We start from the raw sequence: 25,347 nt of genomic DNA, 5'->3' as shown, positions 1-25,347 counted from the left end.
AATGAGCGATGCGATTGCAAAACCCGGCGTCAGGGTCCTCGACCGGGGCGTCGAGTTTTCCGTCTATTCGGAAAACGCCACGGGCATGGAGCTTTGCCTGTTTGACGTGGATGGGCGGGAAACCGCGCATCTGCCGATGTCGCACGAGCGCGGCAACCTGTTTCGCCTGCTCGTTGATGCGGCAAAGCCCGGCCAGCGCTATGGCTACCGCGCCTTCGGGCGCTGGGACCCGATGAACGGCCACTGGTTCGATTCTGCCAAACTGCTGGTCGACCCCTATGCGCGGCAGATCGACAGCCCGTACAGTTTCGATCCGCAGCTTGCAGAGTATGGCTTCGACACCGCAGCACTTGTACCGAAAAGCGTGGTGGTTGCGGATGTCGGCGACGAGCCTTCGCATGTGGACCTGCCGGCAGGCGGTTTCATCTACGAGGCAGGCGTCAAATCGCTGACCCGGCTTAACCGGCATATTCCCGAGCACATTCGCGGCACCGTCGCAGCCCTTGGCCACCCTGCCCTGATCCAGCATCTGCAGAAGATCGGTGCGGATGCGATCGAGCTGATGCCGGTCACCGCCTGGATCGACGAGCGCCATCTTCACCAGCTTGGGCTGACCAATGCCTGGGGGTACAATCCGGTTACCTTCATGGCCCCGGATCCGCGCCTGTGCCCGGGCGGCATCGGGGAACTGCGCAGCGTGGTCGAAGCCCTGCATGACGCAGGCATAGCCGTGATCCTCGATCTCGTTTTCAATCACACCGGCGAAAGCGACCAGTTCGGCGGTTCGCTGAGTTTTCGCGGGCTCGACAATTCAACCTACTACCGGCTGGCCAACGATGATGCGTCGGTGTTCATCAACGACACCGGCTGCGGCAATACGGTGGCCTGCGACCACCCGATGGTGCGCCAGTATATTGTCGACAGCCTTCGGTTCTTCGTCACCCAGGCCGGCGTTGACGGTTTCCGCTTCGATCTGGCGCCGATCCTCGGACGCACGCGCGCGGGCTTCGATACCCACGCCGAAACGCTGAAAGCGATCCTGACCGACCCGGTGCTGAAGGATCGCACCATGATCGCCGAACCATGGGACATCGGCCCCGGCGGCTATCAGCTCGGCCAATTCCCGCCTCCCTTTCTGGAATGGAACGACCGCGCACGCGACGATCTGCGCCGGTTCTGGCGCGGCGACGATTACATGACCGGCCGGCTGGCCGATGCGCTCTCCGGCTCATCGCATATCTTTTCCGTAGGCGAGCAGCATGTAACCCGTTCGGTCAATTTCATCGCCGCCCATGACGGCTTTCCGCTTCATGACGTGACCGCCTATGTGCACAAACACAACGGCCCCAACGGCGAGAACAACCGGGACGGTCACGAGGAAAACTATTCCTGGAACAACGGGGTTGAAGGCGAGACCGACAATCGGGTTGTGCTTGAGCGGCGGCGGCAGGATATCAGGGCGCTTCTCGCCACGCTGTTTGCCAGCCGCGGCGCCATCATGCTGAAAGCCGGCGATGAAGGCGGCATCACCCAGTACGGCAACAACAATGCCTATTGTCAGGATAACGAGACGACCTGGATCGATTGGGATGCCATGGATGAGGCGCTGATCGCCTATACGGGCGAACTTTCGGCGCTGCGCCGGCAGTTTTCGGTGTTTTCCGAAACCACCTTCTTCACCGAAGACGACGTTTCCTGGCTGCGGCCCGATGGCAGTGTCATGACTGTCGAGGACTGGGAAGCGCCCGGTTGCGACTGCCTGAGCATCGTATTTTCCACCGTTGAGCGGGAAAGCGGCGACCCGACCCGGCTTGCCGTCCTGATGAACCGCGGCCAGTCCGAAACCGTATTCCGGCTGCCGGAACGTGACGATCACGGCTGGCACAGCCTGACGGGCGAAAGCCGTGGGACGGTTGAGATCGCGCTTGCGCCGCGGTCAGTATCGTTTTATGCGGAGAAACTCTCCACCGGCGGATAATCGCCCGACCGACAACAACCGAAACACGCGCGCACCTGAAAGAAGACCATGGTCAAAGACATTTCGCTTGCTGAAGTGAAGGATTATATCGGCCATGAAGTCGGTGTATCACGCTGGTTCACGGTCGATCAGTCGATGATCGATACATTTGCCGACGCCACGCTCGACCACCAGTTCATCCATACCGATCCCGAACGCGCGCGCGACGAAACCCCTTTCGGCGGCACGATCGCGCATGGTTTCCTGACGCTGTCATTGCTGTCGGCCATGAACTTCGACTGCGCACCGAGAGTGCGCGAGCAGACCATGGGGATCAATTTCGGTTTCGACAAGGTGCGCTTCATGGCGCCGGTGAAATGCGGCAAGCGTGTCCGTGGCCATTTCACCCTGAAGGAAGCCCGCTTCCGCGGCGCTGAACTTCTGGCGATCAACTACGCCGTCAGCATCGAAATCGAGGACGAGCGCAAGCCGGCACTGACGGCGGAATGGATTACCCTTATTCAGTTCGATGCCGCCGATCGGCCGGAAATGGCGTAAAATCATGGTGGCGGATGCGGCGATCAGAACGGCATTCGAGCGGCAGGCCGATGCCTGTGAAACGCTCGGCTCCCCCTTCAACGCCCGCCTTTGCCGCCTGGCTGCCGACCGCCTTGACGGGACGGCAGAAATTGCCGCCCTCGTGTCCGGCTGGCCGCCCGAACGCGCTGTCGCCGATGCGCTGGCGCTCAGATTTTGCGCCGCACTGCACGCTTTGAAACGACAGGGCTATCGCCCGCTTGTCGACTGCTATCCACCGCACCGGGTTTCCGACGATACGCTGTGGCAAGGCGCTGAACAGGCCATGGCGGAAAAGGCGGACTTCATCGCCGCCCGCATGCAATCGGCGCCGCAGACCAATGAAGTGCGCCGGTCGGCAGCCCTGTTTCCCGCCTTTGCGCTGATTGCCGAACGGTTCGGCGGCATGCCGCTCGTGCTGTCCGAAATCGGAGCTTCCGCCGGGTTGAACCTGATGTGGGACTGCTACGGATACCGCTTCGACAACGCTCTCTATCAGCCACACAACGGCGACGCCCCCTTCGTCATCGCGCCCGACTGGAAGGGCCCCCTGCCGCCGCAGGCTGAAATCGCCGTCAGCGAAAGAGCGGGCTGCGATCTCAACCCGCTGGAAGCGGACAGTGCCTATGATTGCGAGCGCCTGCTGTCCTATGTCTGGCCGGATCAGGCCGACCGGCTGGAGCGCACAGAAAAAGCGCTCGCCCTTGCCCGGCAAAACAGGTTGCATATCGACCGGGCGGATGCCGTCGACTGGCTGGCGCACCGACTTGCAGCCCGGCATGACGGCAAGGTGCACGTCATCTACCACACGATTGCCTGGCAATATCTGCCGAACGACGCGCAGAAACAGGGATTACAGCTGATTGCCGAAGCCGGCGCACGCGCCGACCGGCAGGCCCCGCTTTGCCATCTTGCGATGGAAGCCGATGACGCGGGGCCGGGCGCCGGGCTTTCACTCACCATCTGGCCGACGGGCGAAACCCACAGTGTCGGCCGGGCCGATTTTCACGGCCGCTGGGTTGACTGGCGCGGGCTGCCCTCCGTTCAGTAAGCGGCGTCCCTTCCCCCCTGATCAAGAAGGCCGAACACATACGGCGCAAACGAACGCCAGCATTCGAGCCGGAATGCCGTTTCCGCTTGCCGGAACAGCACGATTTCCGCCTTGCCCAGAACGGTGCGCGCAACCTTGCCGACCGGAAATTTATCCAGCCTCAGGTCCATCGGGCAGGCCGCGTTCAAAACCTCGGCCGCTCCCGGCCCGTCGACCATGACGGCGATGTTGCGATGGGAGACGTCAACGGCGGAATGCAGCACCTCGACGCCGCGAAGACGTTGCATCAGGTCCCCGTCGTTTTCATCGATAACCAGCCATTCATCCGGCCCGAGCCAGAAGGCGTAACGCCCGTTATCGCCGGACGCCGTCAGCGGGGCAACCGGCAGATCGAGTTCCAGCGCAGCGCCAAGCGCCTGCAGCGCATCTTCGCCGGCGCGCAGCGAAAGCCGGCTCGCGGGAGCCGCAACCGTCAGCCGGGCCAGCCCCGAACCGCCATAAACGCCTTCAAGCGGCAGGGTGCGTTCGGCAACGAATTCCTCAGCCATGGATGCGGGCTCCTTCCTTGTCATAGAAAACCGTGTCGACCACCTCGACGGCAATCGTGCGGTCGGGCATCGGCACGTAAAGCGTTTCGCCCTTCAGCTTGTGGCCATTCTTGACCACCGCCATGGCAATGCCGCTCTGCAGCGCTTCCGACCAATAGGCGGACGTCACATGGCCGAGCATCGGCACCGGCTTTTCCGCATTGGGGTCGGCAACGATCTGCGCGCCTTCTTCCAGCACCATGCGGGAATTGTTCTTGACCATCAGGCCGACAAGCTCCTTGCGGTCTTCGGCCACAAGATCGGGACGCTTCAGCCCGCGAATGCCGACGAAATCGGTCTTTTTCTTCGAAACCGCCCAGCCCATGCCGGCGTCGAACGGGGTTACCGTGCCATCGGTATCCTGCCCGACGACGATATAGCCCTTTTCGGCACGCAACACATGCATGGTCTCGGTGCCATAGGCGCAGGCCCCGAAGCTTTCGGCACGCTCGAAAATCGCCTTCCACACGGAAAGCCCGTAATCGGCAGGCACGTTGATTTCAAAGCCCAGTTCGCCGGTAAACGACACCCGGAAAAGCCGTGCGGGAACACCGCAGACGGTGCATTCGGCAAGGCTCATATGCGGGAAGGCTTCCGCTGAAATATCCACGCCCTCGACAAAGGGCTCGATGATCTCACGCGCCTTCGGCCCCTGAACGGCAATCACCGCCCATTGCTCGGTTGCCGATGTCAGCCACACTTTCAGATGCGGAAATTCGGTCTGAAGGTAGTCTTCCATCAGGTTGAGCACACGCGGCGCCCCGCCCGTCGTCGTCGTCACGTGGAAGCGATCATGGGCCAGCCGGCCGACCACGCCGTCATCATAGATGTAGCCATCCTCGCGCAGCATCAGGCCGTAGCGGCATTTGCCGGGCTTCAGCGTCGACCATGCATTGGAATACATCAGGTTCATGAAGGCTTCGGCATCCGGGCCGACGACTTCGATCTTGCCAAGTGTGGAGGCATCGAAGACACCGGCGCTCTCGCGCACCGTGCGGCATTCGCGGTTGACGGCATCATGCTTGGTTTCACCGGCGCGCGGGAAATACCAGGCCCGCTTCCAGTTGCCGACGTCCTCGAAGGCAGCGCCCTGCTCCTCAGCCCAGCCGCCAATCGGCGTCTTGCGGGCCGGATCGAACAGCGGCCCGCGCGAATGGCCGATCAGCGTGCCGAAGGTGACCGGCGTGAACGGCTGGCGGAACGTGGTCAGCCCCACCTGCGGGATCGGCCGGTCCAGCATTTCGGCGGCAATCGCCAGACCGTGCATGTTGGAAAGCTTGCCCTGGTCGGAGGCCATGCCATTGGTGGTGAAGCGCTTGATGTGCTCGATCGAGGCCATGCCCTCATGCACGGCCTGACGGATATCCTTGGCGCAGACATCGTGCTGGTAGTCGATGAAGGCGCGGGCATGACTGTCGGCGGTCTCGTCTTCGCCCAGCATGCCCCCGGTCCACTGATGGGCATTTTCGCCTGCGATATCGACAGTCCCGCCACCGGCCGCTGCCGCCTCGCCGATTGCCGCGTGGATGGCATCCGTGCCGTTGCAGGCGCCGACGCAGATGGTGTTCTGCGCATAGGTGCCGGGCACGAAACGCTGCTCCTCGGCGTCAAACACCAGCTTGCCGCGCGACTGTGAGAACAGGTGGACCGACGGGGTCCAGCCGGCCGAGGTGATCAGCGCGTCGATATCGAAGCTGCGGGTCTTGCCGCTTTCCTTGTCCTTCACCTTCATCGAGGATACCCGAAGGCGCCCCTTGGTGCCGACAACCGCATGATTGGCGAGCACCATGATGCCGAGCGCCCTCGCCGCCTCGGCAAGCCCGGAACCGGCCTGCCTGCGGCTGTCGATAATGGCGACCACATCGACACCGGCGTTCTTCAGATCGATTGCCGCCTCATAGGCCGAATCATGGGCGCAGCAGACGCCGACCTTGCGTCCGACGGCAACGCCGTAATGGTTCAGATAGGCGCGTGCGGCAGAGGCCAGCATGATGCCGGGACGGTCGTTTTGCGGAAACACCATCGGTCGCTCGATGGCGCCGGTGGCCACGATCACCTCGCCGGTGCGCACCTGCCAGAGCCGTTCGCGCGGGCCGTTCGCCTTGCCTGTCGGCAGATGATCGGTCAGCCGTTCGCAAAGCGCGAGGAAATTGTGATTGTAGTAGCCGAATGCCGTGGTCCGCGGCAGAAAGCGGACATTGTCCATGCCGCGAAGCTCTTCCACGGCAGCCAGCGCCCATTCATAGCCCGGTCTGCCATCCACCGTGGTGCCGGTTTCATACTGCAGCGCGCCGCCCGGCTCCGGCTTTTCATCGCAGAGGATGACATCCTTGCCGGCCCGCGCTGCAGAAAGTGCGGCCGTCAGTCCGGCAAGCCCGGCGCCGACCACCAGCACATCGCAATGGATGTAGCGGCAGGCATAGGTATCGGCGTCTTCCTCCGTGGGCGCAACGCCAAGGCCTGCGGCCCTGCGGATCAGCGGTTCATAGAGCCTGTGCCAGGCAATGCGCGGCCACATGAAGGTCTTGTAGTAAAAACCGGCGATGAAGAAGGGCGACAGGAAATCATTGACCGCGCCGGCATCGAAGGAGAGCGACGGCCAGCGGTTTTGCGACGACGCCGTCATGCCGTCGAACACTTCCTGCACCGGGCCGCGCACATTCGGCTGACGCCGCGCACTGTCGCGGGAAATATCGAACAGCGCATTCGGCTCTTCCGAGCCTGCCGTCAGAAACCCGCGCGGGCGGTGATATTTGTAGGACCGGCCGACCAGATGAATGCCATTGGCAAGCAGTGCGGAGGCCAGTGTATCGCCCTCCAGCGCGGAATAGCTCTTGCCGTCGAAGGTGAAGCGAATGGTCTTGGCGGGCGTGAGGCGCCCCTTGCCCTCGATACGCAATGCGCCGCTCATCGGCCTTCTCCCTCGAATTCGGCGCGGTCGGGCTTCGGCTCGCCGGCCTTGTAGGTTTTCAGGAACCGGTCGGAAACGGTATCGCGCACGGCATTGAAGAACCGGCCGCAGCCATGGGCATGGCGCCAGCGCTCGTAGTGGATACCCTTGGGATTGGTGCGCATGAAGAAATAGGCCGCAAAATCCTCATCGGAAATCTCGGCGATATTCTGCGGCCGGTCGATATGGGCTTCGCCGGCGGCCGAAAATTCCAGTTCGCTTCGCGCTTCGCCGCAATAGGGACAATGAATAAGCAGCATTTTCTAGTTCCCTTCCAGTTCGGGTAGGGTATCGGATAACGAGGTAATGAGGTCGAGCAGCAGGCGCGGTGTTTCCAGCTGCGGCATATGGCCGGCGCCTTCCAGCGGGTGAAGCTGAACGCCAATGGCGCCGGCAAGCTGATGGCCGCGCGCAATCGGTATCCACGGGTCTTTTTCGCCCCAGATGACGCTGACGGGACAGGCGATCGCGTTCAGCCTGTCGGCGAATTCATCGGTAAAGCGCTCGTCGGCTGCGGCAAACTGCTTGTAGAAACTGGCCTGCCCTTCCGGCGTCAGCCAGGGCGACACCAGTTCATGCAGCTCGTGCTCATCGATCTCGTTTACCAGCGCGCCGCGAATATAGGCGGCAACGATGGCCGCATGAATATGCGGCGGTAATGGCGTGAACGCATCGATATGGCGGCTGACATGATCGAAAAATTCCGATCCCCAGGGGCTGACCGCCACCACATTCATCAACACCAGATCATTATAGGCGACATCATGAAGAAGATGGGCGCGCAGCGAGACCGCCCCGCCGAAATCATGGGCAAAAACGCTCGGGGATTCGAGCCCCCAATATGTCAGCATCTCCTTGAAGATCAGCCCCTGAACATCCAGACCGGTCGCCTGCTCCGGGTCCTTCGCCGAGCGGCCGAACCCCGGCATGTCGTACCAGTAGACGGTATAGGCCCGCGACAGGGGCAGGATCATCCGGTGCCAGGAAAACGACGACCACGGCCAGCCATGGGCCAGCACCAGCGGCGGCCCCTCGCCGGCCGAGCCCCAGGCAACCGTGCCTGCGCTGGTCTCCGTCTTCTGGTTGACGTTCCAGAGCATCGCCGTCCCCTCAGTGCGCGACGGCAGCAGCGGCCGCCTCGTCGATCAGGCGTCCGGTGCGGTAACGGTCGAGCGTCAGGCCGGCCGCCAGCTTGTGCGGTTCGCCCTTTGCGATCAGATGCGCGAAGAGATGGGCCGAGCCCGGTGTTGCCTTGAAGCCGCCCGTGCCCCAGCCGCAATTGACGAAGAGGCCGGGAACCGGGGTCACGCTCTGGATCGGCGAGCGGTCGGGCGTGTTGTCGGTGATCCCGCCCCATTGGCGCATCATCTTCACCCGGCGGAAGATCGGGAACAGCTCGCAGATGGCGTCGAGCGTGTGGGTGATGATCTGCAAGCCCCCGGTCTGCGAATAGGAATTATACTGGTCGGTGCCAGCCCCGATGACCAGTTCGCCCTTGTCGGACTGCGAGATATAGGCATGCACCGTATTCGACATCACGACACAGGGGAAAATCGGCTTCAGCGGCTCGGAAACCAGCGCCTGCAGCGGCTGGCTTTCCAGCGGCAGATTGACATCGGCCATCGACATCACCACGGAATTGTGGCCCGAGGCCGAAACGCCGATCTTCTTGGCGCCGATGAAGCCTCTGGAGGTTTCGACGCCGGTTACCGCGCCATCGGGGCCGCGGCGAATGCCGGTAACCTCACAGTTTTGAATGATGTGGACACCGCGGTCGGAGGCCGCGCGTCCATACCCCCAGATCACCGCATCGTGGCGGGCCGTGCCGGCGCGGCGCTGAAGTGCTGCGCCATTGACGGGATAACGTGCCGTTGCCGCGATATCGAGCGGCGGACAATAGTCTTTCGCCGCTTCCGGCGTCAGCCATTCATTGTCGATGCCGTAAAGCCGGTTGGCATGAACGTGACGCTTGAAGGACTGGCGGTCATGTTCATTATGCGACAGCATCAGGACGCCGCGCGGCGAATACATCACATTGTAATTGAGATCGAGCGCCAGACCTTCCCAGAGTTTGAGGGAGTGCTCGTAGATGTCCATGCTCTCGTCATAGAGATAGTTGGAACGCACGATGGTGGTGTTGCGGCCGGTATTGCCGCCGCCGATCCAGCCCTTCTCGATCACCGCGATATTGGTGATGCCGTGTTCCTTGGCGAGATAATAGGCCGCACCCATGCCATGGCCGCCGCCGCCAATGATGATGACATCATATTCGGGCTTCGGCTCGGGCGAAGTCCAGTGCTTTTCCCAGCCCGAATGATGCCGCATGGCCTCGCGCGCCAGGGCGAAAACGGAATATTTGCGCATCTGAAAGCTCCCTCGGGCCGGGTTTGTTACCGATCATTACCCTATACCAATCGCAAATCAGTATATGACGCAACGTCCTTTTTGCGACGCTTTTGCCACCTCAGTTCGACATCTGTTTTTAACACCGCTGCGCGTGCGGCCGGTTTTGGCCCCGAACGCCTGATTTCCGGGGGCTGACGCGAATGCGGCATCAAATCGGGCGCAATTGCGCGGACCGCGCGGCAAAGGGCTGGACTTACCCGGCAAAGTCTGGTATCCGCGACGCCAAATATCGGGCAAATCCGATAATGACAGGAAACGATGCCTGAGTTGCAAGTATTTGTCAGGCTGAACAACACCAACGATCTTAAGGAACGGGATACACGTGCAAGTACTTGTCCGCGACAACAATGTTGACCAGGCTCTCCGCGCTCTGAAGAAGAAGATGCAGCGCGAAGGTATCTTCCGCGAAATGAAAATGCGCGATTTCTATGAGAAGCCCTCTCAGAAGCGCGCCCGCGAAAAGGCCGAAGCGATCCGCCGCGTTCGCAAGCTGGCCCGCAAGCGCGCCATCCGCGAAGGTCTGGTTTCGCGCTGATTGTCGTTTTTTCGGCACATTGAAGATGTTGATATGGCGGGAGCGTAGGCCCCCGCCTTTTTATTTGCTAGATATTTACCTTGCGCCGGTAAAAAAAGACCGCGCGCTCTCAAAACGCGCGCGACGAACGACACGAGGGACAAAAATGACAGAGACAACCGCTGGCACATTCATGACAGGCTCCGGCCGGGCGATACGGATCGCACTTCTGGCTGGCACTGTCGGCCTGCTCGCTGCCTGCCAGAGTTCCCAGATGATGAATCAGAATATCGTGTCGATCGATACGGCTCAGGGTTCTGAACAGAATATCGCCTCGCTCACCAATGTGATCGCCTCAAACCCCAATGACCCCGAGCCCTATAATGTGCGCGGCGCTGCCTACGGGCGTGCAGGCGACGACCGGCGCGCGATGGACGATTTCAACCAGGCAATTGCGCTCAATCCGAACTATTACCAGGCCTATGCCAACCGGGCGCTGATCGAACGCAGCCTCGGCCGCCGGATGGATGCCCTGAACGACTACAACAAGGCGCTCCAGATCAACGGGGATTACGACATCGCCTATATCGGGCGCGGAAACCTCTACCGGGAGGCCGGCCAGCAGAATGACGCCTTCAACGACTACAGCCGCGCCATTCAGCTCAACACCACCGACCCGCGCGCCTATCACAATCGCGGCCTGATCTACCAGCGCCGCGGCCAGCAGGAACAGGCGATCGCCGATTTTTCGAAAGCCATCTCGCTCGCTCCGAAAGCCGCCCAGCCCTATAACGGACGCGGCGTTTCCTATCTGGCGCTCAATGACGACCGCAATGCACGCTCGGATTTTGACAAGGCGCTGGCGCTTGACCAGCGCAATGCCGAAAGCTGGGCCAATCTCGGCCTGATCTTTGAGCGCGAAGGGAATTTCTCGGAAGCCGCCTCCTATTACCAGAAGGCGAAAGCGCTGAACCCGAACTACCAGCCGGCAATTCAGGGCCTGCAGCGCACGGTCGGCAATAGCTGATCAGACGCGTTACCGTCGAAGGTTAAGATTGATCGGCAGGCGGAAAGTATGGCTCGCACCGGCATAGCTTGCCGGGAACGCCCCGAACGGCCCCGCCGAACGGGCGCGTTGCAATACGATCGAATCGACACTGCCATTGCCTGAAGAACGCGCCATCGACACCGATGCAATATGGCCCGAGCGGTTCAGCGTGACATGAACGACCACGGTCGCGCGCAGCGGCCCTAAGCCGCGATAATGGCGATCGGACGCCACGGCCCGGCGCAGGCGCGCACCGACCTTGCCGGCATAATTCGCCATTGCAGCCGCCCCGTCGCCGGAAGAGCCGCGACGCGCTTCGGCGGCCTGCGAGCTGCCGGTTTCCGAATTGCCGCTGACAGAGCCCCGGCGCGCATCCTGCGCCGATTGACCGCCTGAACCGGCGCTTTGACGCTGCGCGGTCTGCCGCTGTCGGGTCTGCTGGCGCTGGCGCTCGGCCTGCGCCTGGCGTGTGGCAACCTGATCCTCCGGCAGCGGTTCACTTTCCCATGGCGAGCGCTGGGGAACGGGCGGCGCGATGTCATAGGCCAGTTCCGGATCGTCTTCCTGCGCCTTGATGGTCTCCGTCGGTGCTGCCTCGGCCACAAGCGGCGCGGTTTCCGCATCCGGCGGCGTTGCCTCGACGGTCTCCGGAGGCGCTACCGTTTCGGGAACGGTTGGTCTCGCCGGGGCTACGGCATCGGGCGCGGCGGCATCGGTCGGCGCGACAGCCAGCACATCCGGTTCGGGACTGGAAAGGGCGGCGACTGGCGCAGGTTCGGGTGATTCGGCGGGAACGGCCTCCGCGACCTCGGCCGGGGGAGCAACCGCCTCCTCGGGCACAGGCGTCGGTGCGGACAATGTCTCGACGGGCGGGGTCTGTTCCACCGGCGTTTCGGATGGCGGCGGTGGTTCGGCGGCCTCGGGCGCCAGGGTTTCCGCCTCCGGCGCAACCGCCTGCTCGACAGGGACGGGCTCGGCCTCGACTTCCGTCGGCTGAACCTCTTCGCTGCCGCTTGCCGCAGCATCGACATCGCCATTGCCCAGCATCACCACATTGACGACGGTGCTGCCCTCTTCTTCCGGCGCGTCGGGAAGAACCTCGGCCACATGCATTGCCATTGCAAAGGCGGTGACATGGACGAGCAGCGAAGCCAGCGCCGATAGCGGCAGGCGCGTACCGGCAGATGGTTTTTCGCCTGCGCCGCTGATGCGCGGCAGCGTCACGCTGCCCAGATCGACTTCTTCTTCCGGCAGCTCCGGCCCGTCATCCGCGGACGAAGCACCGGCATCATCCTTTTTGGCACCGGCGGCGGCCATCAGCTCGCTCACCACGGTATCGAGATCGGTTGGTCGTCGGCTGTCCGGCTCAACCTCCGGTGCACGCCCGGAGGCCGGAGAGGAAGATACAGGTTCCACCGGTTCGGCGTCACGGATGCCGCCCGGCAACCCCATCGCAAACATTGCCCTGTCATCCATCATCGGCAGAAACCAGCTTTGCTACAGCATGTCTTATTGGTCTTGGCGCGAACTGCGCGGTTTCTTGTCGCGCCGCTCAGCCGTCGAAAGGAATACCGGCCTTCGAATCGGTCTCAAGCTCGGCCATGCAATCCACACCGGCAGCATCACAAACCTTGATGTCGTTCAACAGCAGACCGCCCAGCGCATCGCAATCCTCACCCGGCAGCTCGAACTGACGCACCCGCATCTTGCCGGCCGGCAGCGTCAGGAAGTCGAGCATGGTCAACCGGTCAACCACGCCGTCAACATCAAACAGCGCCACTTCGGCCTGCAGGCTCTCGACCGTTTCCGACAGATTGTTTTCCACCAGGAATGTCAGCTTGCAGCCGTTTGCCGTGGTGTCGAGCGCGTTCAGCGAGATCGACAGACCCGCGGTCTCGGGCGCAGCCGGCGCATTCGCTTCATCGGCTGCTGCCGGCACATCCGTATCATCGGCTGCAGTCTCCTGCGCCAGAATCGGTTGGGACATGACAAAAAGCGCGGCAACGGCGCATGGAAGAATTTTCATTGCTCAAATCTCCGGCGGGTTCGGATCGAAATTGGCTGGTTGCACAAGGCTTATCCGGGTGACGTGTTTTCCTACCGCTCGCGTTGGAAAACGTCTATTGCGTGGATAGCCAAATATGACTTATAGAGTCAACTTATAAAAAACCGGATTCCCGAGTTCAAGTTTTAAACACGCACAGATATAACAATCAGGATGAACGATGAAAAGACGGCCGGAAAGGCCGACCCCCAGCCAGGCGGAAACGGCGCGCCGGTGCATGAAAGCGAATCGCTCTTCAAGGGTGGCAATGAAATCATCATTCGCCACAACGGAGCCGATTATCGCATGAAAATCACCCGCCAGGGCAAACTCATTTTGAACAAGTAGACGAGACGAGACCGATGAGCACGACCAAGACACCCGAGGAAATCCGCGCCTTCCGCCGTGACAATCCCAAAATGCGCGAGCGCGACATCGCCGCGACGCTCGGCATTTCCGAAGCCGCCCTCGTTGCCGCCGAAACCGGCCTGACGGCAACACGGATTTCGCCCGCCCCCGATGATCTTCTGGCCCATGCCGAAGGTTTCGGCGAAATCATGGCGCTGTCGCGCAATGAAAGCGCGGTGCATGAGAAGATCGGCGTTTTCGAAAACATCAAGAGCGGCAAGAAATCCGCAATCGTGCTCGGTGAAAACATCGATCTCAGGATCTTTCCGAGCCGCTGGACCCATGCTTTCGCCGTCACCAAGACGGATGCCGACGGCAATGAAAAGCTGAGCCTGCAATATTTCGATGCAAGCGGCACGGCGGTCTTCAAGGTGCACTGGCGTCCGAAATCGAATGTCGAGGCCTACCACCGCTTTGTCGAAACATTCAAACTGGATGACACCAGCCAGACTATCGAAACGCGCGAAATCACCGCCCATGACGCCGACCATGCCCGCGATCCGCAGGCGGTCGATGTCGAGCTTCTGCGCGACCGCTGGACGGCCCTGACCGACACCCACCAGTTCTTCGGCATGCTGAACGACCTCAAGGTCCATCGCCAGACGGCGATCTCGACGGTCGGCGACGATTATGCCTTCCGCCTGGCCGACGATGCGGCAGCCACCCTGCTCCACAAGGCCTCTGAAAATGCCGAACTGCCGATCATGGTGTTCGTCAACAATAACGGCATCGTCCAGATCCACTCCGGCCCGGTGAAAAAGATCGTCGAGATGGGACCGTGGATCAATGTCATGGATCCGACCTTCCATCTTCACCTGCGCCGCGACCAGATCGCCGAGACCTGGCTGGTGCGCAAGCCCACCAGCGACGGCCACGTGACGTCGGTCGAGGCCTTCAATGCAGCCGGAGAGATGATCATCCAGTTCTTCGGCAAGCGCCTGGAAGGCTATGCCGAACGTCCGGTCTGGCGCGAACTGGCCGAGAGCCTGCCGCGTCACAGCGAAACTGCCGCCGCCTAGGAGTTAACATGACGGTTCTCTCATCTGCGCTGAAGAATGCGCCTCTCATTGCAGGCATGCTGCTTGCCGGTATTACCGCGGCCAAGGCGGCCGAACCGCTCAAGGACCCATCCCGCCTCGTGACCATCGGCGGCTCCGTCACCGAAATCGTCTACGCGCTGGGCGCGGGCGACAGCGTGATCGGCCGCGACACGACCAGTATCTATCCGCCGGAAGCACTCGCCCTGCCCGATATCGGCTATATGCGCCAGCTCTCGCCGGAAGGCATTCTTTCCGTCGATCCGTCGGCAATCATCAGCATTGATGGCGCCGGTCCGCCGGAAACCCTCGACGTGATGAAAAACGCCGATGTCGATATGGCGATCGTGCCGGAAGATTACAGCCGCGACGGCATTCTCGAGAAGGTCTCGACGATCGGTACGCTTCTCGGCCGTGAGGATGAGGCAAAGCAGCTTGCCGATGACATTGCGGCCGAACTCGATCCGATTCTGGAAGAGAACGCCGCCCGCGCGCCCGAAGACAGAAAGAGCGCGATCTTCATTCTCAGCCTGCGCGGCGGCAAGGTCATGGGGTCCGGCACTGGTACGGCTGCCAACGGCGTGATCGAAGCAGCCGGTCTTGAAAACGCCCTCGCCGATTTCGCGGGCTACAAGGCACTTTCGGATGAAGCCGTGATCGAGGCGGCGCCCGATGTTATCCTGCTGATGGACGGTGCTGCCGGCAATCACGTTCCCAGCGACGAGGACGTCGCCGCCCAGCCGGCGCTTGCGCTGACACCGGCGGGCGAAGCCATGGAAATCCATCGGATCGACCCTGTGGGCATGATGAATTTCGGTCCCCGATTCGGTGAGAACCTGGCGACGCTGACGACCGAGATCTACGGAGAATGATGCAGGTATGGCGGTGATCGATACACTGTCTTCAGCAGGACGGCGGCTGAACTGGCGTGAACACGGCGACCGCTCCACGGTCGCCGTGTTCACCATTCTGGTGCTTGCCGTCGTCTCACTGCTGGCGGTTCTGATATCCGTGGCCAACGGCGCTTCGGATGCCTCCGTCTTCGATGTGGCGCGCGCACTGGTTACCGGCGATGCCGGTGGCGCACTGGCGGCACGCGACCGGATCATCATCTTCGATATCCGCCTGCCACGCGCCATCATGGGTTTTCTGGTGGGCGCATCGCTTGCCGTTTGCGGCGCGGCCATGCAGGGCCTGTTCCGCAATCCGCTGGCCGATCCCGGTCTTGTCGGCGTTTCCGCCGGTGCGGGCCTGGGTGCCGTGGTAATGATCGTTCTGGGTGGCACGGTTGCTGCGCCCATTACCAATCTGCTAGGCTTTTACGCCCTGCCTGCTGCAGCCTTTCTTGGCGGACTGGTCACAACGCTGACACTCTATCGCATCTCGACCCGCCACGGGCAAACCTCGGTCGCCACCATGTTGCTTGCCGGCATCGCGCTGGCAGCCCTCGCAGGGGCCGCCACCGGGTTTCTCGTCTATCTTGCCAATGACCAGCAATTGCGCGACCTGACCTTCTGGTCGATGGGGTCGCTTGCCGGCGCCACATGGACGAAAGTCTGGGCGATTGTCCCGATCATGGCGGCCGCCTTCGCCGTTCTGCCTTTCATGGCGCGCGGGCTGAATGCCATCACGCTTGGCGAGGCAACGGCCTATCATATCGGCATCCCTGTGCAGCGGCTGAAGAACATCACCATTGTCGCCGTCGCGGCCGCCACCGGTGCGGGCGTTGCCGTTTCCGGCGGCATCGGCTTTGTCGGCATTGTCGTGCCGCATCTTCTGCGCCTCGTCATCGGCCCGGATCATCGCTACCTGCTGCCGTCCTCGGCCCTTCTCGGCGGCGCGCTGCTGGTGCTGGCCGATCTGTTCGCCCGGACGGTCGTGGCGCCTGCCGAACTGCCGATCGGCATCATCACCGCAACTGCCGGCGGCCCGTTCTTCCTGTGGATCCTGCTGAAGAACCGCTCGCGGCTCAATCTGTGACACCATGACCATAATCTCGACCAACCGGATAACCGTGGCGCTTTCGGGTCGCCCGGTTCTGAAAGATGTTTCGCTTGAGGCTGAGGCCGGCGAACTGACAGCCATCTGCGGGCCGAACGGCTCCGGCAAGACGACAACGCTGAAGGCGATTGCAGGCGATCTGAAGCCCGACACCGGCAATGTCACCATCAATGGCAAGGACATTGCCGGACTGGCGCCCTGGCAGCTTGCACAGCTGCGCGGCGTGCTGCCGCAGGCCTCGAACCTCGCCTTTCCCTTCACGGTCACTGAAGTGCTGCGCATGGGTCTTTCCGGCCGCGCCCACCGGGATGGAGAGGCCGACCGGCGGACCATGGCAAAAGCGCTCAAGTCCGTCGATTTGGATGGCTTCGAAGGCCGTTTCTATCAGGAACTTTCCGGCGGCGAGCAGCAGCGCGTCCAACTGGCCCGGGTGCTGTGTCAGATCGAGGCGCCGCTTGCCCATGGATCACCACGCTGGCTGCTTCTGGATGAACCCGTGGCAAGTCTTGATATTCTCCACCAGCTTGCGATCATGCGACTGGCGCAGACGTTCTGCCGCAACGGAGGCGGCGTTGTCGCGGTGATGCACGACCTCAACCTGACGGCGCTTTTCGCCGACCGGATCGTGCTGATGAAGGATGGCGAGGTTGCCGCTGCGGGAACGCCGAAACAGGTTCTGACCAACGAAAACCTCTTTACCGTTTTCGGCGCGCGGCTTTCGGTCAATCAGACACCCACTGACGACACGACCTTCGTCCTGCCGCACAGCGCGCTTTGAATTTCCGGTCGGGCCGGTCGCTCTGTCGATCTACGGCCTGTAGCGGAAGAAGTGCATGCGCGTGTCGCCGAATTCCCGGTCTTCCAACAGCGCAAAACCGTCCGGAAGCTGCGGGGCGACATCCGCGGCTTCCTCCAGAATGACGAGCGCCTCCGGTTTCAGCCAGCCACCCTCGCCGGCCGCGGCAATCGCCTTTTCGCCAAGCCCCTTGCCATAAGGCGGATCGGCAAACAGAAGATCATACGGCTCAAGCCGCCCGGCACTGCCAAGCCTGGTCGCATCGCGACGCATGATACGGGTGCGCCCGGCAAGGCCCAGTGCCTCGATATTGGCCCAGAGTAGACCACGCCCTTCAATGCTGTTTTCAACGAAGAGTGCGGCACGCGCACCCCGCGACAGGGCCTCGAGCCCGACCGCGCCGGTGCCCGCAAAAAGCTCCAGCAGACGCGCACCCTCGACCGCATCGCGATAACCATGGGCGAGAATGTTGAACAGGCTCTCGCGGGACCGGTCCGTCGTCGGTCTTATGGCAGAGGTTTTGGGGGCGGAAAGCGCGCGTCCGCGAAATTCACCGCCGACGATCCGCATTGCCCCTCGGCCCCTTTCTGCCTGCACCGCCGCGCGGCCTGTCACCGCCGGACTTGCCGCCCGAAGGGCGATCCCCTGCGGGCCGGCCCTCAGAGCGCGAACGGTTGGCGCCGTCCGGCCGCTTCGGCCCGGAAAAACGCTTGCCCCCGCGCGCATCGGCACCAACATCGCCACGCGGCTTGCCGGCGCCTCTGGCCGATGCAGCACCGGGCTTGTCGCCAAAGGACTTGCCCTTGCCGCCGCCCGGGCCCTTTGCCGGGCCCTTGCCGCCTGCCGGCCGCGGCTTGCGCGGCGCATCGCCGTCCGTCTTGCGCCGTGCATCACGACGGGCATCGCGCCGTTCATCCTCGCGCGCCTTGTCCTCTGCCTTCTTCTTGGCCTTGGGGCCAAGCGGGCGTGCACCCGGCGCCATCCAGACATTGGCGGCCCGGCTTCGGGTTACGATATCCTTGAACGGCTTTTCGTCATCACCCTTGCGCTTGGTATCGAGACGGTCGCGACCGCGTTCGGCGCGCTCCCCCCGGTCCAGCTTTTCCTTGCGCGGGGCACGTTTCGGCGTTTCCGCCTGTTGTTCGGGCTTTGCAACCGCCGCCTCGCCGTCGTGATAAAGCGGCGCGTCGAAATTGGCACCGGCCTCCTCGATCAGACGGGGACCAAGCTGGTCGCGCAGCGTGCGGCCGCGCACTTCCAGCGCCTGCCCCTCTGCCAGCTCCCCGAGCTGGAACGGCCCGTAGGAAATGCGGATCAGACGCGAAACCTCAAGACCGAGCGCGCCGAGCACGTTCTTGATCTCCCGGTTCTTGCCTTCGCGAAGGCCCATGGTGATCCACACATTGGAGCCCTGCTCGCGGTCGAGCGTCGCATCGATGGCGCCGTACAACACACCGTCAACGGCGATGCCGTCTTTCAGCTTGTCGAGATCGTCCTGCTTGATATTGCCATGGGCGCGCACCCGGTAGCGGCGCAGCCAGCCGGTTGCCGGCAGTTCCAGCACGCGCGCAAGCCCGCCATCATTGGTCAAAAGCAGCAGGCCTTCGGTATTGATGTCGAGACGGCCGATCGAGATCACCCGCGGCAGATCCTTCGGCAGGTTTTCAAACACCGTCGGCCGGCCTTCCGGATCGGAATTGGTGGTCACCAGACCGGCGGGCTTGTGGTAGATCCACAACCGCGTGCGCTCGATCCCGCGAATTTCCGCGCCATCGACCTCGATACGGTCGGCAAGCGTGACGTTCAGCGCCGGCGTGTCGAGCGTCTTGCCGTTGACCTTCACGCGTCCATCAAGGATCATCCGCTCCACATCGCGCCTGGAGGCGACGCCGGCACGGGCCAGCAGCTTGGCAATCCGCTCAGGCGTCTGCCCTTCCGCCTCGACCTTCGGTGCGTCCTGGGCCGGAGCGGGCTTGCGGTCAGGCCTGGCTTTCGGCTTTCCGCCACGCTTGGGGAATTTGTCTTTCTGGTTCATTTCGCTTCGCCTGTTGATCCCTGTCCGCCGGAACGCTTCATTTTAGGATTGAAACGCTCTAACAGGACAGGGCGAATTGGTTAAGAGGAAACTTGTCAAAATGGCTGAGCGCCGCGATTTCATGGCACTGGCACTGGAAGAAGCCGAAAAGGCGGGCGCGCGCGGCGAAGTGCCGATCGGCGCCGTCATCACCCATGAAGGATCGGTCATCGCCTCGGCGGGAAACCGCACGCGCGAACTGAACGACCCGACGGCCCATGCCGAAGTGCTGGCAATCCGCGCGGCCTGCGAAAAGAATGGCTCCGAACGCCTGAACGGTGCCCATCTCTACGTCACGCTCGAACCCTGCGCCATGTGTGCGGCGGCAATCTCCTTCGCCCGCATCGAACGGCTCTATTACGGCGCGGCCGATCCAAAGGGCGGCGGCGTCGACCACGGCGGACGCTTTTTCGACCAGGACACCTGCCACCACCGTCCCGATGTCTATTCCGGTTTTTCCGAAACCCGCGCGGCTGCCCTTCTCAGGGACTTCTTCAACGAACGCCGGTAAAACCTCAACGCCCGGCAAAGGCCATCAGCGTCTCGTCTTCCAGCCGGTAGCGGATCCATTCGCTCTGCGGCTTGCCGCCGACGGCATCATAGACGCGGATCGCACCGACATTCCAGTCCAGTACGCTCCATTCCATCCGCCCGCAATTCCTTGAAACCGCAACATCGGCGACCGCGCGCATCAGCGCCTTGCCAAGCCCCGCGCCGCGAAATTCCGGCGAGACATAGAGGTCTTCCAGATAGATGCCGTTGCGGCCCTGCCAGGTTGAAAAGGTGAAGTAATAGACGGCAAAGCCTGCCGGCTTGCCATCGATCTCGGCAATCAGCCCTTCGGTGACGGAGCCATCGCCGAAGATCGCCTCGGCGAGGCCCTCTTCGGTGGTTTCAACCTTGTCCAGCGCCTTTTCGAATTCGGCAAGCTCGCAGACAAAACGATAGATGGTGGCGGCGTCGGCACGCACCGCCGGACGGATCGAATACGTCATGATATCCCCGGTATGAAACGCGCTTACTGACCGGCGTTCTTGGACGATTCGAGGAAGTCTTCCGTCTTGCCGCTCTTGCAGTTCAGGAACAGGAAGCAGCGATCGGGGTTCTTGCCCTCGGCCAGTTTCTGGCGGCGACGCTCCTTGGCGCGCTCCGGCTGACCGAGATCGTTCAACGCTTCCGGACTGGACGGCTGACGATACTGTTCCGGCGGATCGATCAGGTAACGGCTTTGGGTGATGTCGATCGTATTGGCTTCGGCGCGCGCCTTGCGGAAAGCTTCAAGCTGTTCCTTCTCGGTCATGTTGTCGCGGTTCTTGCCCACCAGAAGCGGCGATTCGTAGAACGGATTGTCCTTGTTGTCCTCGGCTTCCTGGTAGACCCGTTCGCGCTGTTCTTCCGGCGATTCGATCCAGTTGGGATTATCAGCCGAAGCCACCGATTTCTGCGGCGGTATCAAGGTTCGGCCCGCCACGTTCTTACCGGGCTTCACCAGCTCAGGCCGCGCCTCATAGGTGATGTCGGGATCATCGGGATTGATCACCAGAACAGCCTCGCCAAGGTCCTCGACAAGCTGGGTGGTGGCGGATTTGCCAGTGCCATAGGTCGGGCCGCTGACACAGGATGCGAGCGCGGACACGCCCAAAAGAGCGATTGCAATTTTCATCGAACGGGTAACAAAAGTCATGCGCTCTATAACCACTCCTCGGCGTCGCTGGCGCCACTCACACTACGCCATCTGCCATATTTCGGCGATAAATCCGGCGAAAACGCGACATTCCTACCGTAGAACTGTCCTTTTCGCAATTATTCTCAGGGAGAATAACGGGCTTGGGGCAGCCGGGCAATGATGCGCCCGGCTGCCATTATCGATCAGGCCCCGGCTGCAAGCTCCCTGAGGGCTGCAGCGTCGCGCGCGGAGACATCCGGATAATCGGGATCAGAGCCGACATCATCGGTGATTTTCCACGAGCGGGCACATTTGGTGCCGCTTGCCAGTTCGGGCACGACGGCAACGCCGGCGACGTCAGGCAGGCGGAAGGCATCCTCCGGGCCGTCGCCTTCCTTCACCGTGATGGCCGAGGTGATGCAGATTTCCTCGAAATCACGGCCTCCCAACGCTTCGAGCAATGCCTTGTCGCTGACATAGACCACGGGTGCGGCCTCCAGCGAGGAGCCGATGCGCTTTTCGCGGCGCTCGATTTCCAGCGCGCCGGTGACGACCTTGCGGACTTCGCGGATCTTGGCCCAGCGAGCGGCAAGCGCCTCGTCCTTCCAGTCTGCCGAGACATCCGGGAACTGTGCCAGATGGACGGAAACCGCCTCCGGATTGCGCGAAAGCCAGGCCTCTTCCATGGTAAAGGGCAGCATCGGCGCAAGCCATGTCACCAGGCAATCGAACAGCTTGCGGATGACGACGAGGGCCGAACGGCGGCGCATGCTCGATGGCGCATCACAGTAAAGCGCATCCTTGCGGACATCGAAATAGAAGGCCGACAGCTCGATATTGGCGAAATCCGTCAGCGCGCGGGCGATCTTCTTGAAATCGAAGTCGTCATAGCCCTTGCGGACCAGCGCATCCAGTTCGGCCAGGCGATGCAGCATCAGCCGTTCCAGCTCCGGCATGTCGGCGGCAGCGATATCCTCGCCCTCGTCATGGGCCAGCGTGCCGAGCATCCAGCGCAGCGAGTTCCTGAGCTTGCGATAGGTATCGACATTCGTCTTGATAACCGTGTCGCCCAGACGCTGATCTTCCCAGTAATCGGTGGTCATCACCCACAGACGCAGGATATCGGCGCCGGATTTTGCCATCACGTCCTGCGGGAAGACCTGGTTGCCCAGCGATTTCGACTGTTTGCGGCCCTTTTCGTCCATGGTGAAGCCATGGGTCACAACGGCGTTGTAAGGCGCACGACCGCGCGTGACGCAGCCTTCCAGCAGCGAGGAATGGAACCAGCCGCGATGCTGGTCGGAGCCTTCGAGATAGACATCGGCCGGCCATTTCAGGTCCGGACGGTCTTCCAGAACGAAGGTGTGCGTCGAGCCTGAGTCGAACCAGACATCGAGAATGTCGGTGACCTGTTCCCAGTCTTCCGATGCACGCTCGCCAAGGAAACGCTCGCGCGCGCCTTCGGCAAACCAGGCATCGGCCCCTTCCGCCTCGAAGGCTTCGAGGATGCGGGCATTGACGGCCTCATCGACGAGCACTTCGCCCTTCGCATCGCAGAAGATGCTGATCGGCACGCCCCATGCGCGCTGACGCGAAAGCACCCAGTCGGGCCGGGTCTCGATCATGCCGCGCAGGCGGTTCTTGCCGGCGGCGGGCACGAAACGGGTGTCATCGATGGCCGACAGCGCCCGCGAGCGCAGCGTCGACGCATCGCCGAGGTCGCGGTCCATGTAGACGAACCACTGCGGCGTGTTGCGGAAGATCACCGGTTTTTTCGAACGCCATGAATGCGGATAATCATGCTTGATGCGGCCACGGGCAAACAGGCGGTCAGCGGCGATCAGCGCCTTGATGACACGCTCATTGGCATCGCCCTTCTTGCCGTTGTCATCCATGACGCGCGCGCCCTCGAAGCCCGGCGCCTCGTCGGTGTAAAAGCCGTCATCGCCGACAGTGAACGGGATTTTTGAGGAGATGCCGCGCGCTTCCAGATCGCGCGCCTGTTCCATCCATGCGTCAAAGTCCTCACGGCCATGACCGGGCGCGGTGTGGACGAAACCGGTACCGGCATCATCGGTGACGTGATCGCCATCGAGCAGCGGGACCTTGAAGTCATAGCCAAGGTCGATCAGCGGATGGGCGCAGATAACGCCGGAAAGTTCGGTCGCATCGAGATCACGCACAAGCTTCATTGTCAGCTTGGCCTTATCGGCGCATTCATCAGCCAGGTTCTTTGCAAACAGCACGCGTTCGCCCGGCTGCGGACCGAAATCATTGGCCGCTTCGGTGATCTCGTAGAGCCCGTAGGCAAAACGCGACGAAAACGACACGGCGCGGTTGCCGGGGATGGTCCAGGGCGTGGTCGTCCAGATGACGACGAAGGTTCCAAGAAGATCATCGGGGCCTTCGACAACCGGGAATTTCGCCCAGATCGTGTCCGACTGAACCTCGTGATATTCGACTTCCGCTTCCGCCAGCGCCGTGCGTTCAACCACGGACCACATCACCGGCTTGGAGCCGCGGTAAAGCTGGCCCGACTTGGCGATTTTCAGCAATTCGCCGGCGATGCGTGCTTCGGCGTGGAAGGCCATGGTGGTGTATGGCTTTTCGAAATCGCCCTCGATGCCGAGACGCTTGAATTCGCCCGTCTGCACGTCGATCCAGTGCTGCGCGAACTCGCGGCATTCGCGACGAAATTCGTTGATCGGCACCTCGTCCTTGTTCTGGCCCTTGGCGCGATAGGCTTCCTCGATCTTCCATTCGATCGGCAGGCCGTGGCAATCCCAGCCGGGAACGTAGTTGGAATCGAAGCCGCGCATCTGGAACGAACGGGTGATGACGTCCTTCAGGATCTTGTTCAGCGCATGGCCGATATGGATATTGCCGTTGGCATAGGGCGGGCCGTCATGCAGCACGAATTTCTCGCGGCCCGCAGCGTCTTCGCGCAGCTTCTTGTAGAGCCCCATTTCCTCCCAGCGGGCAACGATTTCGGGTTCCTTCTTGGGAAGGCCCGCTCGCATGGGGAAATCGGTTTTCGGCAGATAAAGGGTTTCGGAATAGTCGACGGTATCGTTTTTGTCGGTCATCTCTTGTGCATTCCTGCTGGGCAGCGCCACCATAAAGGCAGCGCGCAACTGTTCAGGTAAAACTGGTAAAATGCATCCTTCTCGGACGCCAAAATCCCGGACCCTCGGGCATGCTCAACACGAGCGCCTCAAAGGGCCGGGCTCATAATTCGGAAAATGACGACCAGAACTTTTTTCAGCATAGCGGCGGTTGTTTAAGCGGTTTTGCCGCAAATGGAAAGAGGGCGGGCGCCAAGAATCTGCCCGCGCCCTCACATGTTTTACGGCTTGTGCGGCAAAGGCCTGGCCGAAGAGGATGGCAGCTTGAAGTTTTGCAGCAATCGGGCAATGAAAATCCCGGCCAGAAGCGCAACGACGAAGATGACCGTCGACGTGTGGCCAAGCCCCAGTGTCGGAATGGCCGCCCCCGGGCAGAAACCGGCAATCCCCCAGCCGATACCGAAGACCGCAGAGCCTGCGACCAGTTTCGCATCGATCTTCCGTGTTCCGGGAAGACGGAATTCATGATCGAAGACCGGCTTGTTGCGGGATCTGAAAATCAGGAAATAGCCGGGAACGGCAACGCAGAGAGCGCCCGCCAGAACGAAAGCAAGGCTCGGGTCGAACGTGCCGAACAGATCGAAGAAATTAAGCACCTTGGCGGGGTCGGCCATGCCCGAGATGACGATCCCGAGACCGAAGATCGCGCCGATGACGGCTGCAACCAGATAACGCATCACGATTTCCATTCACAGAAGATGGCGGATAACAAACACGGTCAGAAAGGCGAAGCTCATGAAAGAGAGCACCGCCACGGCCGAACGACGGGAGAAGCGGGCAAGCCCGCACACGCCATGCCCCGATGTGCAGCCCGAACCGTAGGTCACGCCGATACCGGTGATCACGCCGCCGACAATGATCGCCGCCGTGGAGACCGGCATAGTATAGGCAACCGCGCCGCCGAACAGACGGAACAGCAAAGCGGCGACAATGGCGCCCGCGATGAAGCAGGACTTCCAGGCAAGGTCACGGTTGAACGGCGGCAGCAGGCCGCCGAGAATGCCCGTCATTCCGGCAATCCGGCCCCATGAAAACATGAGCAACACAGCCGACAGCCCGATCAGCAGACCGCCGGAAAATGACATGAGAGGGGTGAATTCAGTCATG

25 protein-coding genes are annotated in these 25,347 nt (G+C 61.9%); 11 read left to right on the top strand and 14 right to left on the bottom strand.

The features are described from left to right. Position 1 precedes the first annotated feature (1 nt). From glgX to ABID12_RS04925, 3 genes are read left to right on the top strand one after another with little or no spacing between them, the layout of a single operon-like run. Positions 2–1,978, top strand: a complete 1,977-nt coding sequence (gene glgX / locus ABID12_RS04935) for a glycogen debranching protein GlgX (protein WP_354433355.1) — start codon at positions 2–4, stop codon at positions 1,976–1,978. A gap of 48 nt (positions 1,979–2,026) precedes the next feature. Continuing rightward, positions 2,027–2,515 (top strand): MaoC family dehydratase, encoded by a 489-nt coding sequence (locus tag ABID12_RS04930; RefSeq protein WP_354433354.1) that lies wholly within the window; start codon positions 2,027–2,029, stop codon positions 2,513–2,515. A gap of 4 nt (positions 2,516–2,519) precedes the next feature. Next, positions 2,520–3,584, top strand: a complete 1,065-nt coding sequence (locus ABID12_RS04925; protein ID WP_354433353.1) for a DUF2332 domain-containing protein — start codon at positions 2,520–2,522, stop codon at positions 3,582–3,584. On the opposite strand, the gene ABID12_RS04920 is transcribed toward ABID12_RS04925, so the two are convergent. From ABID12_RS04920 to ABID12_RS04900, 5 genes are read right to left on the bottom strand one after another with little or no spacing between them, the layout of a single operon-like run. Beyond that, positions 3,578–4,132 (bottom strand): sarcosine oxidase subunit gamma, encoded by a 555-nt coding sequence (locus ABID12_RS04920; RefSeq protein WP_354433352.1) that lies wholly within the window; start codon positions 4,130–4,132, stop codon positions 3,578–3,580. The two genes, ABID12_RS04925 and ABID12_RS04920, sit on opposite strands and share 7 nt — an antisense overlap. Further along, on the bottom strand, positions 4,125–7,082 hold the full coding sequence (locus ABID12_RS04915; protein WP_354433351.1) for a sarcosine oxidase subunit alpha: 2,958 nt from the start codon (positions 7,080–7,082) through the stop codon (positions 4,125–4,127). The genes ABID12_RS04920 and ABID12_RS04915 overlap by 8 nt, the downstream gene beginning before the upstream one ends. Then, positions 7,079–7,381 carry a sarcosine oxidase subunit delta gene (locus tag ABID12_RS04910; protein ID WP_106310266.1) on the bottom strand — a complete coding sequence of 101 codons (303 nt, stop codon included), beginning with the start codon at positions 7,379–7,381 and terminating at the stop codon, positions 7,079–7,081. Before ABID12_RS04910 ends, ABID12_RS04915 begins: the two co-directional genes overlap by 4 nt. A 3-nt stretch (positions 7,382–7,384) precedes the next feature. Next, positions 7,385–8,221, bottom strand: a complete 837-nt coding sequence (locus ABID12_RS04905; RefSeq protein WP_354433350.1) for an alpha/beta fold hydrolase — start codon at positions 8,219–8,221, stop codon at positions 7,385–7,387. Positions 8,222–8,231: 10 nt separating this feature from the next. Beyond that, on the bottom strand, positions 8,232–9,485 hold the full coding sequence (locus ABID12_RS04900) for a sarcosine oxidase subunit beta family protein (RefSeq protein ID WP_319517365.1): 1,254 nt from the start codon (positions 9,483–9,485) through the stop codon (positions 8,232–8,234). Between the two features lie 364 nt (positions 9,486–9,849). Between ABID12_RS04900 and rpsU the strand changes: the two genes are divergently transcribed. Next, on the top strand, positions 9,850–10,062 hold the full coding sequence (gene rpsU, locus ABID12_RS04895) for a 30S ribosomal protein S21 (protein WP_024710130.1): 213 nt from the start codon (positions 9,850–9,852) through the stop codon (positions 10,060–10,062). 145 nt (positions 10,063–10,207) lie between these two features. Beyond that, the gene (locus ABID12_RS04890) at positions 10,208–11,068 is read left to right on the top strand and encodes a tetratricopeptide repeat protein (protein ID WP_106310258.1); all 861 of its coding nucleotides are present in this window, start codon (positions 10,208–10,210) and stop codon (positions 11,066–11,068) included. Between the two features lie 9 nt (positions 11,069–11,077). Here the strand turns inward: ABID12_RS04890 and tolA are convergent, their stop codons facing one another. Together tolA and ABID12_RS04880 are read right to left on the bottom strand one after the other, a co-directional pair. Next, entirely contained in the window at positions 11,078–12,550 is a 1,473-nt protein-coding gene (gene tolA / locus ABID12_RS04885; RefSeq protein ID WP_354433349.1) for a cell envelope integrity protein TolA, read from the bottom strand. A gap of 91 nt (positions 12,551–12,641) precedes the next feature. Continuing rightward, positions 12,642–13,115, bottom strand: coding sequence for a hypothetical protein (locus ABID12_RS04880; RefSeq protein ID WP_319517367.1), 474 nt, complete (start codon positions 13,113–13,115; stop codon positions 12,642–12,644). A 192-nt stretch (positions 13,116–13,307) separates the two neighbouring features. Here ABID12_RS04880 and hemP point away from each other — a divergent pair, with 192 nt between their 5' ends. The 5 genes from hemP to ABID12_RS04855 are packed head-to-tail and all read left to right on the top strand — an operon-like array spanning position 13,308 to position 17,357. Next, positions 13,308–13,481 (top strand): hemin uptake protein HemP, encoded by a 174-nt coding sequence (gene hemP, locus ABID12_RS04875; protein ID WP_106310249.1) that lies wholly within the window; start codon positions 13,308–13,310, stop codon positions 13,479–13,481. 14 nt (positions 13,482–13,495) lie between these two features. Further along, on the top strand, positions 13,496–14,560 hold the full coding sequence (locus ABID12_RS04870) for a hemin-degrading factor (RefSeq protein ID WP_354433348.1): 1,065 nt from the start codon (positions 13,496–13,498) through the stop codon (positions 14,558–14,560). A gap of 8 nt (positions 14,561–14,568) precedes the next feature. Then, a complete protein-coding gene (locus ABID12_RS04865) occupies positions 14,569–15,450 on the top strand; it encodes a heme/hemin ABC transporter substrate-binding protein (RefSeq protein ID WP_354433347.1) in 882 nt (293 codons plus the stop codon). A gap of 7 nt (positions 15,451–15,457) precedes the next feature. Continuing rightward, positions 15,458–16,558, top strand: coding sequence for a FecCD family ABC transporter permease (locus ABID12_RS04860; protein ID WP_354433346.1), 1,101 nt, complete (start codon positions 15,458–15,460; stop codon positions 16,556–16,558). A gap of 10 nt (positions 16,559–16,568) precedes the next feature. After that, a complete protein-coding gene (locus tag ABID12_RS04855; RefSeq protein WP_354433596.1) occupies positions 16,569–17,357 on the top strand; it encodes a heme ABC transporter ATP-binding protein in 789 nt (262 codons plus the stop codon). A gap of 30 nt (positions 17,358–17,387) precedes the next feature. Here the strand turns inward: ABID12_RS04855 and rsmD are convergent, their stop codons facing one another. Continuing rightward, on the bottom strand, positions 17,388–17,945 hold the full coding sequence (rsmD, locus tag ABID12_RS04850; RefSeq protein ID WP_354433345.1) for a 16S rRNA (guanine(966)-N(2))-methyltransferase RsmD: 558 nt from the start codon (positions 17,943–17,945) through the stop codon (positions 17,388–17,390). Continuing rightward, a complete protein-coding gene (locus tag ABID12_RS04845; RefSeq protein WP_354433344.1) occupies positions 17,926–19,410 on the bottom strand; it encodes a pseudouridine synthase in 1,485 nt (494 codons plus the stop codon). Before ABID12_RS04845 ends, rsmD begins: the two co-directional genes overlap by 20 nt. Before the next feature lie 100 nt (positions 19,411–19,510). Between ABID12_RS04845 and ABID12_RS04840 the strand changes: the two genes are divergently transcribed. Further along, on the top strand, positions 19,511–19,960 hold the full coding sequence (locus ABID12_RS04840) for a nucleoside deaminase (protein ID WP_354433343.1): 450 nt from the start codon (positions 19,511–19,513) through the stop codon (positions 19,958–19,960). A gap of 4 nt (positions 19,961–19,964) precedes the next feature. Here ABID12_RS04840 and ABID12_RS04835 read toward each other — a convergent pair whose 3' ends face one another. The 5 genes from ABID12_RS04835 to ABID12_RS04815 all read right to left on the bottom strand — a co-directional run bounded on the left by ABID12_RS04835 (position 19,965) and on the right by ABID12_RS04815 (position 25,346). Then, positions 19,965–20,444 carry a GNAT family N-acetyltransferase gene (locus ABID12_RS04835; protein WP_354433342.1) on the bottom strand — a complete coding sequence of 160 codons (480 nt, stop codon included), beginning with the start codon at positions 20,442–20,444 and terminating at the stop codon, positions 19,965–19,967. Positions 20,445–20,467: 23 nt separating this feature from the next. Continuing rightward, complete coding sequence (locus ABID12_RS04830; protein WP_354433341.1) at positions 20,468–21,133, bottom strand: hypothetical protein; 666 nt, start codon at positions 21,131–21,133, stop codon at positions 20,468–20,470. A gap of 185 nt (positions 21,134–21,318) precedes the next feature. After that, positions 21,319–24,201 carry an isoleucine--tRNA ligase gene (gene ileS, locus ABID12_RS04825; RefSeq protein WP_354433340.1) on the bottom strand — a complete coding sequence of 961 codons (2,883 nt, stop codon included), beginning with the start codon at positions 24,199–24,201 and terminating at the stop codon, positions 21,319–21,321. A 260-nt stretch (positions 24,202–24,461) separates the two neighbouring features. Further along, positions 24,462–24,917, bottom strand: a complete 456-nt coding sequence (locus ABID12_RS04820) for a DUF6691 family protein (protein WP_354433339.1) — start codon at positions 24,915–24,917, stop codon at positions 24,462–24,464. A gap of 12 nt (positions 24,918–24,929) precedes the next feature. Continuing rightward, complete coding sequence (locus tag ABID12_RS04815; protein WP_354433338.1) at positions 24,930–25,346, bottom strand: YeeE/YedE family protein; 417 nt, start codon at positions 25,344–25,346, stop codon at positions 24,930–24,932. Position 25,347: the final 1 nt, after the last annotated feature.

Origin of the sequence: Martelella mangrovi, assembly GCF_040545495.1 — a bacterium.
Taxonomy (GTDB): Bacteria; Pseudomonadota; Alphaproteobacteria; order Rhizobiales; family Rhizobiaceae; genus Martelella; species Martelella mangrovi.
The sequence above is the reverse complement of the archived record's forward strand: the minus strand, read 5'-3'. Positions and strand labels throughout refer to the sequence as shown.